Source organism: Clostridioides sp. ES-W-0018-02, from assembly GCF_020658175.1.
Classification (GTDB): Bacteria; Bacillota; Clostridia; order Peptostreptococcales; family Peptostreptococcaceae; genus Clostridioides.
The window spans coordinates 218,834-232,234 of the sequence record NZ_JACVVY010000004.1 but is presented as its reverse complement, the minus strand read 5'-3'; the positions used below and the strand labels follow the sequence as shown (position 1 = coordinate 232,234).

The 13,401-nt window shown below is 29.1% G+C and carries 10 protein-coding genes and 1 other annotated feature; all 10 genes read right to left on the bottom strand.

The features are described 5' to 3' along the window. Positions 1–4 precede the first annotated feature (4 nt). Positions 5–249 (bottom strand) — a binding site (T-box leader). Between the two features lie 141 nt (positions 250–390). Next, positions 391–1,470, bottom strand: a complete 1,080-nt coding sequence (mnmA, locus tag IC219_RS12085; RefSeq protein ID WP_227434192.1) for a tRNA 2-thiouridine(34) synthase MnmA — start codon at positions 1,468–1,470, stop codon at positions 391–393. A 142-nt stretch (positions 1,471–1,612) separates the two neighbouring features. After that, entirely contained in the window at positions 1,613–4,456 is a 2,844-nt protein-coding gene (locus IC219_RS12080; protein ID WP_227831217.1) for a cell wall-binding repeat-containing protein, read from the bottom strand. Positions 4,457–4,782: 326 nt separating this feature from the next. Then, positions 4,783–5,223, bottom strand: a complete 441-nt coding sequence (gene nifU / locus IC219_RS12075; protein WP_227434190.1) for a Fe-S cluster assembly scaffold protein NifU — start codon at positions 5,221–5,223, stop codon at positions 4,783–4,785. 55 nt (positions 5,224–5,278) lie between these two features. After that, entirely contained in the window at positions 5,279–6,472 is a 1,194-nt protein-coding gene (nifS, locus tag IC219_RS12070) for a cysteine desulfurase NifS (protein ID WP_227831218.1), read from the bottom strand. Between the two features lie 17 nt (positions 6,473–6,489). Beyond that, positions 6,490–6,939, bottom strand: coding sequence for an RrF2 family transcriptional regulator (locus IC219_RS12065; protein WP_227434188.1), 450 nt, complete (start codon positions 6,937–6,939; stop codon positions 6,490–6,492). A 109-nt stretch (positions 6,940–7,048) separates the two neighbouring features. Beyond that, positions 7,049–7,819, bottom strand: a complete 771-nt coding sequence (locus tag IC219_RS12060; RefSeq protein WP_227831219.1) for a GNAT family N-acetyltransferase — start codon at positions 7,817–7,819, stop codon at positions 7,049–7,051. 30 nt (positions 7,820–7,849) lie between these two features. After that, a complete protein-coding gene (locus IC219_RS12055) occupies positions 7,850–9,115 on the bottom strand; it encodes a replication-associated recombination protein A (protein WP_227831220.1) in 1,266 nt (421 codons plus the stop codon). Positions 9,116–9,229: 114 nt separating this feature from the next. Continuing rightward, positions 9,230–10,015, bottom strand: a complete 786-nt coding sequence (gene codY, locus IC219_RS12050) for a GTP-sensing pleiotropic transcriptional regulator CodY (RefSeq protein ID WP_227434185.1) — start codon at positions 10,013–10,015, stop codon at positions 9,230–9,232. A 163-nt stretch (positions 10,016–10,178) separates the two neighbouring features. Continuing rightward, positions 10,179–12,266 carry a type I DNA topoisomerase gene (topA, locus tag IC219_RS12045; RefSeq protein ID WP_227434184.1) on the bottom strand — a complete coding sequence of 696 codons (2,088 nt, stop codon included), beginning with the start codon at positions 12,264–12,266 and terminating at the stop codon, positions 10,179–10,181. 32 nt (positions 12,267–12,298) lie between these two features. Continuing rightward, on the bottom strand, positions 12,299–13,399 hold the full coding sequence (gene dprA, locus IC219_RS12040; protein WP_227434183.1) for a DNA-processing protein DprA: 1,101 nt from the start codon (positions 13,397–13,399) through the stop codon (positions 12,299–12,301). Positions 13,400–13,401: the final 2 nt, after the last annotated feature.

Here is a 13,401-nt window from a genome sequence, read left to right as displayed (position 1 = left end):
AATTTATAGGGGCGAGGACAATCGCGGTACCACCCTAATTATCATAAAAAATTATGATATCTTCGGAAAACCTTAGCTATAACGTAACTACCGTCAATCTCTACTTAAATCTACCTTGTTAATTCAAAGTACATTGTTCAAAATTGCTACTAAAAGGCTGCTTCAAATATTTTATTCTAAGGGCTTTCAGCATGTTCCCTCTCTCTGTAAGACATCAAATACTTTACTATTCCTTATCACTGTATTTGTTTTTAATTAATATAATAATTATATTACTAAATTTTACAAAATTAATCAATACTATATTTTCATATACAATAAATTTATTTTATAAACTTTGTTTTAGATTTATAGACTATATTACTTATTTTATAAGTTTCTTAGATATTTTTATAAACTTTTCTCTATTATTCCTCCGCCTACTACAATATCTCCATCGTACATTACAACAGATTGACCTTTTGTAATAGCTCTTTGAGCTTCATCAAATACTATTTTAATAGTATTTTCTCCAACATTATAAATAGTAGCTGGTGATGGTTTTGCAGAGTATCTTATTTTTGCTTGAACTCTTAATGGCTCTTCTAGTTTGTCTATTGATATAAAGTTAACATCTTTTGCAATAAGTTCTTTTTTAAATAATTCTTCGTTGTCTCCAAGGACAATAGTATTATTTATTGGATTTATATCTACTACAAACATTGGTTTGCCAAAAGTAATTCCAAGACCTTTTCTTTGTCCTATTGTATAGTATAGTATCCCTTTATGTTTTCCAAGTATATTTCCTTTAGTATCTACAAAAAAACCTTCTTCAATACGCTTTTCAGAATGTTTTTTTACATAATTTGCATAGTCATTATCTTTAACAAAACAAATTTCTTGACTATCGGGTTTATTATGGACTGCCATTCCCATTTCTTTAGCAATTTCTCTTACTCTATCCTTTTCATAATCACCTATTGGTAGTAGTGTATGTTTTAATTGTTCTTGTGTAAGATTATAAAGTGCATAAGTCTGGTCTTTTTTATCTGTAACAGATTTTTTTAATAAATATCTTCCTGTATCTTCATCTTTTTCTATTTTTGCATAGTGACCTGTAGCCACATAATCACATCCTATTTGTCTAGCTCTTTTATAAAAATCGTCAAATTTTATATGTTTATTACAAGCTATACAAGGATTAGGAGTTTTTCCTTCTAAATATTCATCTATAAAATAATCTATTACTTTTTCTTTAAATACTTCTCTAAAATTAAGAACATAAAATGGTATTCCTATTTTATTTGCTACTCTTCTAGCATCTTCAACTGCTGATAAAGAGCAACAACCACCTTCATTTTCAACTTCGTCATCGTCTTGCCATAATTTCATAGTAACACCAATGACGTCGTATCCTTGCTGTTTTAAAAGATATGCAGCTACAGAACTATCTACTCCTCCACTCATACCTATCATTACTTTTTTATTCATAAACAAATTTCACCTCATCTTTTGCATTACTTATTATTATACCATATAGAGCAAGCATTGTATTTATTTAAAATATAGCTTGCTCTATTTTCTAAAAAAAATAATATTATTAGGTAATTTTAAAAGATTTAAGGGTAATTTTTTATTTATTAACTACCACTACTGACGCTGTTGTTTCTGTTATTATATTATTAGAATTACTAACATCAACTAGTTCTATTTTCACCTTATAAGTACCTTCTTTATTTCCAACTAGATAAACTTTTGTTGTTGCACCTTGCAATGGAAAACCTTCCATTGGTCCCCATCCTGTGTTTACTATGTTAAACCAGTTTCCATTGCTATCCTTAGCAATTAGTTGTATTCCATCTAAATTTTCTGAATCTTCTTCCGCTTTTATTTGAACTCTTACATTATTATAATCATTTTTACCTTTATTTAGTGTAATATCTACAAGCGTTCTACCATCTACACTTTCAAACTTAGGTATACTACCATTTTCACCCTCATCTATTTTATTTTCTTTCGTTATATTAGCTATATCATTATTTTCATTTATAGTTATAGAAGCTTTACCCCAGGTAGCAGTTTTTGAATCTTGTAATAATGTACAATCTCCATATCCATTAACAATCACTTTATCTTTATCATAGTTATCAGTTTTTATTGGAGTATATTCACTTATCTTACAATCACCTATTAAATCTAGACTTGCATTAGTTTCATTTACAATTCCATCAGCTTTTACATATTCTACATTGACTCCATACCATCCGTTTCCACTTGTTACAAGATTTGAAGCTATTACTGATGAACCATTTACTATTAAACCTGCCCCTTTATTATTATTTAAAGTTACATTGTTTAATTCAACATTTTGTGATAAATAAACATGCATTCCTGATTTATTTAATTTGTCTGAATCTAAACCTGTTACTTTTAGATTGTTTATTTTTACACCATCTTTTCTGTCTATTGTTACTATATTTTCGTACCCTGGTTTAGTATCAGTAAATTCTACAGCTTTTTTCAATTCAGCATTATTAATACCATTTATAACTATTTTTTTATCTATAACAACTGGCTTTTTAACATCTATTTGTCCACTTATTTCCCACACTTGACCATCTTCTTGTAAAGCAAGTGCTTCTTCTAATGTATCAGTATCAGTAATCTTTATTGTCTCCACTTTAGCAGGTTCAGCTACCGTTACTGTAATAGTTGGAAGTGATACTCCTTCTGATAGCTTATATCCACTTGATAGACTTGCACTAAATATATACTTTCCTGCTACTTGGCTAGCATATTCTGGTGTACTTTTCCAAGTTACACCTACTTTTGTATTAGCCACTCCAGACACAGTTGCTGATAACTCTTTTGGTAAGTTTAACTTACTTAATTCCGTTCCATTTTCTACATTTTGTACTTTTATTGAATTATCAAGTGCTGTTATTGATGTTATCAATTTATCTTTTACAGATGAACCACCACTTGAACTTCCTCCACTTGATGAAGAGCCTCCAGATGAACTTCCACCTGGTTTAGTGCCATCTACACTTGGAGTCTGAGAACCTTCTACTTTGTCAGTTATTATTCCTTCATTTTTTATATTTGTTCCTGTAGCATCATTTTTTATGTTTGTTATTTTTCCGTTGTTTTTAACTACAACATTGCTAGAATTATTTTGTATTTCTACTTTTTCTATTTTTGCTCCACTTTCATTTATTATTGTTCCACCTTTACTATCCTTAACCAAAACTTTATTTATTGTACCTTTATTTACTATATCTGCATTTGGAGCAGTTACTACTATCGTACCTGTATATGTACCATTTAAATTTACAGAAATTGAATTATTAGTACTCAATGATAAATCATTTGACATAGTTCCTGATGGCTTAATATTTATAACATCATTTGCATCAGCTTTATCTAAAGCTATTTTTAACTCTTCTATATTTTTAACTTCATATGTTGTTGTAGATTGTGATTTTTTTATCTCAGAAAAAGCATTCTCATTGCCTGAACCACCAACCTGTGTAACTGTTTTTAAGCTTTTAGTATTTAATACTTTTTCTTGTTCTTTATTTAATTTATTTCCAACTAAAACTACTGGTGAATTATTTTTTGCTGCCAATGAACCTACTGCTAATGAATCTATAAGATCTCCTTGTTTATTCATACCATCTTTTGTTATATATGCATTTTTCAACTCTTTTGAACCATATAATCCACTTATAACAGCCGCATTAGTTTCATTTCTATCTTTTCCTGATAATCTCCTAGGACTAGGTAAAGTGCTTTTTGTAGCTTCTGAAATCGACTGCACTCCTCCTATTACATAAGATGTTTTTATACCTTTATCTTTTATAAATTGATTTGATTGTTTTATTCCATCTTCTGGACTAGAAAGAATTATTGGCATTTTATTTTGAGCAGCCGCAGCTCCTACACTTACTGCGTCAGCAAGACCTTTTTCTCCATTAACTACAACTATCTCTGAAATATTACTACTTGCTTTTCTTACAAGAGACTCATCCAATTTTTTAGCTATTTCTAAAGAAGTTTGATATCTATCATTTCCTGAGATTCTTTCTGTATCAATTTTTAATGATTTTAATTGTGTCTCTACCTCTGAACCTAAAGTTTTTGTCCCGCCTATTAAATATACTTTTTCTGCTTTTAACCTTATTATTTCTGCTTTAGTTCTATCATCTAATTTATTGTTTTGTGTCAAAAGAATTGGTGCATTCTTAGAACCAGCAAAAGGAGTTGCAGTCAATGCGTCTACTATAGTATTATCATTAACTAATATCACATTTTTAGATGTATCCCATCCTTTTTTACTTATTTGTATGGCAGTTTCCCATCTACCTGAACCTTTAAGTGTATCACTGTTTGTTTGAGCACTTGATATGCCTGTTGTCGCACTGCTAACTACTAATGATATAGTAAGTATTGCTGCTATCCTCTTTGGTATTTTCATAACTGTTCCCCCTAATATTGTATTTAGTTGAAATGTGCCTTTTTAAAGAAAATAGCATTTTTAAGTAAAAATTTCTGAAAATATATTTTTATATGAAATCCTCGTAAACGATTGATTTGCTGAGATTTTTTATATTTTTTAATGTTTAAATATTATGGATGTGTATATTTTTTTATTATTTGATTAATTTCCAAAACGGGCTAGAATGGCAGTTTTAACAATAAAAAATAGCCGTTTTCTTTAAAACGGCTATTTTTCATCTTACTATACCATTATACACTTTTTTAAAATGATTTTAAACTTTTTTTGGAAAATTATTCCTTATTTTATTCTTCTTCCTCAATATCATGGTCATGAGCATCATCTATAACATATCCATCTAATTCTGGTATATGGATATTATTCTTTTTAGCATAGTCTATAAGTGCTGCTTTTACAGCTTGTTCTGCTAAAACTGAACAGTGCATTTTTACTGGTGGTAAACCATCCAAAGCTTCAGCAACAGCTTTATTTGTAAGGTCTAATGCATCTTTTATAGTCTTTCCTTTTATCATTTCAGTTGCCATAGAAGAACTTGCTATAGCTGAACCACAGCCAAATGTTTTAAACTTAACATCTTTTATTATGTCTCCTTCTATGTCTAAAAATATCTTCATTATATCTCCACATGTAGGATTTCCAACTTCACCTACACCACTTGCACCTTCAATTTCTCCCATATTTCTTGGGTTCATAAAATGTTCCATAACTTTATCACTATATTGCATTATTTTTTCCTCCTACATTAATTTATGCCTATTTTTTATGTCTTATCTATTTTGTCTATTTTACTAATCCTTGTTTCTTTGCATCATCGTAAAGTGGTGACATACTTCTAAGTCTTTCTATAACTTTTGGTAAATTTTCTAATATATAATCTATATCATCATCCGTTGTAAAATCTCCAACTGTAAGTCTCAATGAACCATGTGCTATTTCATGTGGTAAACCTATTGCAAGTAATACATGTGAAGGGTCTAATGAACCAGAAGTACATGCAGAACCACTTGAACCAGCAATTCCTAACATATCTAATAGTAAAAGTATTCCTTCACCTTCTATAAATTGGAATGCAAAGTTTGCATTTCCTGGTAATCTATTTTCTAAACTACCATTTATTCTTGTATAAGGTATTCTTTCTAAAACACCATCTATTAACTTATTTCTAAGACGAGTTAAAGTCTCAACATGGTTTTGCATATTTGCTTTAGCTAATTCTGCTGCTTTTCCATATCCAACTATTGCAGGTATATTTTCTGTACCTGCTCTTTTGCTTTTTTCTTGTGCTCCACCATGGACAAAGTTATGAAGTCTTACACCTTTTCTTATGTATAAAGCTCCAACACCTTTTGGTCCATATATTTTATGTGAAGACATACTCATTAAATCTATTCCTAATTCTTTAACATCTACTGGAATATTACCTGAAGCTTGTACTGCATCAGTATGGAATAATATACTGTGTTTTTTAGCTATTTCAGATATTTCTTTAATAGGTTGTATAGTTCCTATTTCATTATTTGCAAACATTATACTTATTAGTATAGTAGTATCTTTTATTGAATCTTCTAATTGTTTTAAATCAATTTTTCCTTCGCTATCAACATCTAAATAAGTTATTTCAAATCCATGATGTTTTTCTAAGTATTCACATGTATGAAGTATTGCATGGTGTTCTATTTTTGAAGTTATTATATGATTACCTTTATTTTTATTAGCATAAGCTACACCCTCTAATGTCCAGTTGTCACTTTCTGAACCACCCGCTGTAAAATATATTTCACTAGGTTCAGCATTTATAAGGGCTGCTACTTGTTCTCTTGCTTTATCTAAAGCATCTTTTGCTTCTCTTCCGAATGTGTGAAAACTAGATGCATTGCCAAAATAATCTGTTAGGTATGGCATCATTGCATCTAATACTTCTTTTTTAACAGGTGTTGTTGCAGAATAATCCATATACAATCTTCTTTTTTCCATTACATTCATCTCCAAATCTATTTTTTAGTTATATTTGTTATATCATTTTCTAATTTATTTTTGTTATAGTCATTTATCATATCTTTAAGAGTAATTGAATCTATAACATCTTCTATACCCTTTTTCATCTTTTCCCAAACTATTTTTGTTACACACATGTTTGAGTTTTCACAGACATCTTCATCTAGTACACAGTCAGATAATGCAACTGGACCTTCCAATACTACAAGTATATCTCCCACTGTTATGTCTTCAGCATTCTTTGAAAGCAAATATCCTCCTTGAGCACCTCTTACACTTTTTACTAGACCCGATTTTTTTAAAGATGAAAATATTTGTTCTAAGTACTGGTCCGATATTTTTTGCTTTTTAGCAATAAATTTTAATGACACTGGTCCATTATCTTGATTTAGTGCTAATTCAAACATTGCCTTTAGTCCATATCTACCTTTAGTAGACAACTTCATACATTATCACCTCTATATAGAAATCTAATTCATACTGTTTTAGTAGGAATTACTTTCAACATAATTTTATTATACCCTACTAATTTTGTCAAGATTAATTTTAATTTTTTTATTTTGAATAAATCCCCCATTTTCCAATGTTTTCAAATCCTAATTTTTTATATATCTTTCCAGCTTCTTCATTATCATAAAACAAACAAGGCATTTTATTCTCTCTTAAAAGTTCTGAACATAGTTTAATTAAACATTTTGTAGCAAGCCCTCTAGCTCTATATTTAGGATGTGTACCTACTCCAATTATCATTGCATGAGTCCTGTTTTCTGATGTACTCTTTGCCATTGATACTACTTCTTTGTTAATCTCTATACAATATCCTCTACCTGTTCTTAAACCATTTTTTAAACTATCTAAAGTTGTACTGTGGAATTCATCTATCAAATCATAAAGCCTAACTGTTTTCTTTAGATTTCCAAGTCTAATTCTCTTGACCTTTTCATTACAATGATTGTCAACTAAAAATTTTTTAGTTCGAAGCTTACAAAAATCAACTATTTTTAGATGATTAAGTCCTAATCGCTTTGCTAAAGCATCTACAGCACTTATTTTTCCAGAAATTTCTTCGTAATCAGTGTCACAAAGCAATTCATAAAAGCCTTCAACATCATACTCTCCATCTGAATAAAACATCATAAATTCAAAATATTTAAGTAGTACTGCTCTGATTTCACCATTTAAACCTATATCTGCCCATAAATTTAAAAAGTTATTTCCATATCCATATCTTTCAATATCCCCTATTATAAATAAATTGTACTCAGGTTCTTTTTTTAAATATTTCATAACTCTACTATGATAACTTGAGTTAAGCTTTATAATCATAATATCTACCCCCGATACATAAAATTCAACTTAAAAATCGCTATCCAAATATTCTAGATATTTCTTTATATTTTTCTCAGTTTTGTTTTCTTGTGGTATGTAGTAAATACTATCTTTTATGCTATCTGGTAAATACTGTTGTTTTACATAATGATTTTTAAAGTTATGAGGATATTTATATCCACATCCTCTACCTATATCTTTAGAACCAGAATAATGAGCATCTTTTATACTGTTTGGTATGTCTTTAACAAATTCTCTATCTAATTCATCTAATGCTTTCATTATTGCCATACATGCAGAATTAGATTTTGGCGATGTAGCTAAAAGAACAGCAGCTTCTGCTAATGGTATTTTTGCTTCAGGAAATCCAAGTTGCATAGCTGAATCTACACAGGCTTTTACAATAACAACTGCATTTGGATAAGCTAAACCTATATCTTCACTAGCTATTACTAAAAGTCTCCTACAGATACTTATTAAATCTCCACCTTTTATAAGTCTTGCTAAATAGTGTATGGATGCCTGCGGGTCACTTCCCCTTATAGATTTTTGAAATGCACTTAAAATATCATAATGACTATCACCATTTTTATCATAGTTTATAATTTTATTAAATGTAGATTTTTTTACTACATCTGAATCTATATAGATTATGTTATCTATATTTGGTTTAGTTGAATAAACTACTAATTCTAAAGCATTTAAAGCCCTTCTCATATCTCCATCAGAGATAATAGCTATATCCTCAATAGCATCATTATTACATTCAATATCCATATAACTATCTTCATTTAAAACTTCAATTGCCCTTCTTAAGCCTTTTTCTATATCTAATTTTTCTAAAGGCTTAAATTCAAATATAGTCGCTCTACTTAGAAGAGCTTTATATACATAATGATATGGATTCTCTGTAGTACTAGCAATCAAAGTTATACTACCATTTTCCATAAATTCTAATATCGACTGCTGTTGTTTTTTATTAAAACTTTGTATCTCATCTATATATAGTAAAACCCCATTTATATTACTTATACTTCCAAGTTCTGCTATTACTTTTTTTATATCTTCTAGTGATGAATTAGTGGCATTTATTTTATAAAAATTTTTATTGCTTTTTTCTGCGACAATTTCTGCTACAGTAGTTTTTCCAACACCTGGTGGACCAAAAAATATCATATTTGGCAAAAAATTAGTCTGTAATATCTTAGACAGTATTTTTCCATTACCAATTATATGACTTTGACCTATTACATCATTCATTGTTTTTGGTCTTATTTTATCTGCTAAAGGCATATTCCCACTCCTATTCAAAAAAAATATTTCATGATTATTATCCCAATAATCCGTCTAAAAAAGGTATCTATTTGAAATAGATACCTTTTCTAATCACAATCTATAAAATTTAGATTATTGATTGTTTTTTAATTTTTTTAATTCATCTGTAAGTTTATCATTAAGTATTCTTATATGAGTTCCTTTCATACCTAATGATCTTGATTCTATCACACCTGCACTTTCAAATTTTCTAAGTGCATTTACTATAACTGACCTAGTTATACCAACTCTATCAGCTATTTTACTTGCTACAAGTAAGCCTTCTTTACCGTCTAATTCAGCAAAAATATGTTCAACTGCTTCAAGCTCGGAGTAGGACAGAGTGCCTATTGCCATTTGAACTACAGCTTTTTTTCTCATTTCTTCTTCTAATTCTTCACCTATTGCTCTTAATATCTCAAGACCAACAACAGTTGCACTGTATTCAGCTATCACTAAATCATCATCATTAAATGACATTGAATATCTTGAAAGTACTAATGTTCCAAGTCTTTGTCCACTTCCTAATATTGGTACTACAGTAGTATATTTTTGTAATCTTCCTTGTTCTTCAGGGAAAATCTCTAATATCTTCTCACCATTTAAGTTTTCTAGTGTCTCATCAATTTTTAATAAGTTTTGAGTATATTCTTCTGAGAATTTTTTTTGCTTAGTATATTCGTCTTCTATAACTGAGCTATCTTCAATATCATTTAAATGAAGCCCTAGAACTTTACCTTTTGCACTTACTACATAAACATTAGAATTTAATACATCTCCTAATGCTCCGGCCAGTAAATCAAAAGAGACACTGCTTCCACCACTTGTTTGTAATGTTTTATTTATTTTTCTTGTTTTTTGTAATACTTCACTTGCCATTTAATCATCTCCTCATGAAATTTAGGCCTTTTAATAACCTTTATATTTTCTAATATTATTCTCACTTTTAATGAAAATTTATTTTTATATTAGTTGTTCACACTTGAAAGATTATCATAGTTTGGAACCTTTTTCAAGATAATTATGTGATTTTTTTCAATTTTCACTCTTTTCCGTCATTATGCTCTTTTGACTCTTTGTTACATTCTTTATTGGAGCATACTGTTTTCGTTTCAGATTTAGTCACTTTTTCAACCATATATGAACCACACTTTTCACAAAACTCTCCTGTTGGCTTATTCCAAGCTACAAAGTCACAGTTTGGATAATTAGAACATCCATAAAAAGCTTTCCCTCTTTTGGATTTTCTAAGGATAATTTCTCCTTCTTCACATTTTGGACATTTAACACCAATTTTATTCATAATTGGTCTAGTCGTTTTGCAATCAGGATAGTTTTTACAAGCCATAAACTTTCCAAACCTACCATATTTTATAACCATATTAGAGCCACAGTTTTCACAGATTTCATCAGTTTCTTCATCCATATTTATTTTTTCTATATTCTCAAGTGCTTCTTCAATGGCTTCTTTAAGTGGTGCATATGCTTCAGATACAATTTCTTTCCAATCTGTATTTCCCTCTTCTATGACATCAAGCTTACTTTCCATATCAGCAGTAAAATCTACATCTATAAATTTATGAAAATTATTTTCTAAAATATCAGTAACTATTATTCCAAGTTCTGTTGGACATAGACTTGTGCCTTGCTTTTCAACATATTCTCTATTTAATATAGTAGCTATTGTTGGAGCATACGTACTTGGTCTACCAATTCCCAGTTCTTCCAATGTTTTTACCAAACTGGCTTCTGTATATCTTGCTGGTGGTTGTGTAAAATGTTGGTCTGGCAATATATTTTCTATACTTAATATATCTCCTTTTTCTATACTTGGTAGAATCTTATCTTCTCTTTCTGAAAAATTGTATACCTTAGTATATCCATCAAATTTCATTTTTGAACCAGTGGCTTTAAATACAATATCTCCAGCCTTACATTCTACATTTAGTATATCGAATACTGAATCCTCCATTTGACTTGCTATAAATCTTCTCCAAATTAAATTATACAGCTTATATTGGTCTTTACTCAATGAAGCTTTTATGCTATCAGGAGTTCTATCAACGGAAGTTGGTCTTATTGCCTCATGTGCATCTTGAACCTTTTTAGTGTCTGGTTTTTCTTTTTTTTCTACAGGGTTTTTATAATAATTTTCACCTAAGTCACTTATTATATAATTCTTAGCTTTTTCTTTTGCTTCATCAGATATTCTCTTAGAATCAGTTCTTATATATGATATAAGACCAACAGTGCCTTCACCTTCTATATCTATACCTTCATATAGTTCTTGCGCTATCATCATTGTTTTTTTAGTAGTAAAAAACAACTTATTTGCACCTTCTTGTTGAAGCATACTTGTTGTAAATGGTTTTGGAGCTGATTTACGTCTTGATTTAGATTCTATCTTTTCAACTTTTAAATCCTTTCCTTCCATTTCTTTTAGTATTTCATTAACAGCATCTTCATTTTCTAATTCAATTTTTTCATCGTTCTTGCCATAAAATTTTAAAGTTATATCTTTATCTTTTGCTGTCTTTGCTTCAACATCTATTGTCCAATATTCTTTTGGAATAAACGCTTTTATCTCTTTTTCTCTATCACAAATTAATTTTGTTGTTACTGATTGTACTCTACCTGCACTAAGACCTTTTCTAACCTTTTGCCATAATATAGGGCTTATTTGATATCCTAAAAGTCTATCCAATACTCTTCTAGCTTGTTGTGCATCTACTAAGTTTATATCAATATTTCTAGGATGCTTAATTGCTTTTTTAATTGCATCTTTAGTTATTTCATTAAACTCAATTCTACAATCATCAGATTCATCTAAATTTAGTATATGAGCTAAATGCCATGATATAGCTTCACCTTCTCTATCAGGGTCAGTTGCTAGATACACTTGTTTAGATTTTTTAGCTTCTTTTTTTAATTCCTTTATTACATCGCCTTTTCCTCGTATATTTATATATTGAGGTTCAAAATTGTTTTCTATATCTACACCTAATTTACTTTTAGGTAAATCTCTAACATGACCAACTGATGCTTTTACTGTATAATGACTTTTACCTAAAAATTTTTCTATGGTCTTAGCTTTTGCAGGCGATTCTACGATGACTAATGTTTTGGCCATAAAACCACACACCCCCACTACCTAATCTTAATTTATACATTTAAACTGTACGTTTTATTATTCATCTCTATTACTAACTCATTTAGTACTAATTCATTGATTATTGAATTTACATACTTTATTTCTATACCAGTATAATCACAAATACTATCTATATGCAAGCTTCCTTCTCTTTTTATAGCTTCAATTATTTGCTTAGACTTGGCATTTAAACTTATATTATCATATTTTTGATTTATTTTTTTATTGATAATATTAAATATGTTATACTCATTCAAAATATCATCTATATTTTCAATTAATTTCGCACCTTCTTTTATAATTTTATGACATCCTCTACTCATTTGAGAATTTATATTACCAGGTACTGCAAAAACATTTTTTCCATGTTCAAGAGCAAACTCTACTGTTATTAATGCACCACTTCGTATTGCTGCTTCTACAACCACTACTCCATCACTTAATCCACTAATAATTCTATTTCTATTAGAAAAATGATATGGAGCTACTGTTGAGTTAATATTATACTCTGATAATAATAGTCCCCCATTTTCTAATATTTTATTTGATAAATGTAAATTTTGTTTTGGAAGAGGGTTGTCTACTCCTGAACCAAGAACCGCTATAGTCTTAGATTTTCCATTCATACAACCTATATGTGAATATGCATCTATTCCTATGGCTAATCCACTTACTATATTAACTCCATATTGAGACAATTGACAACTCATTGTTTTTGCACAATTAATTCCATAAGCTGTAGGCTTTCTTGAACCTACTATAGCTATATTGAAATTATTATTAACTAAACTTATGTCACCTTTGTAAAATAATAACTTTGGAGCATTATATATATTCTTCAAATTTTCAGGATATTCTTCGTCATATTGGCAAATATATTTAATTGTTTTTTTGTAAAGTAGTTCTTTTATATTTTCTAAATAAGCGTGACCTCTATATTTTACTATATTTTTTCTAATATTCAAGCTTATATTTTTTAAATTATATATTTCTTTTTCAGAAAAATCAAATATATCTTCAATATTTACTATATTATTTTCTATTATTTCAATTGTTTTTGTTGTTATTCCACTAATTGATTTTAACCATAAATAGATATCTTTTTTCTCCATAA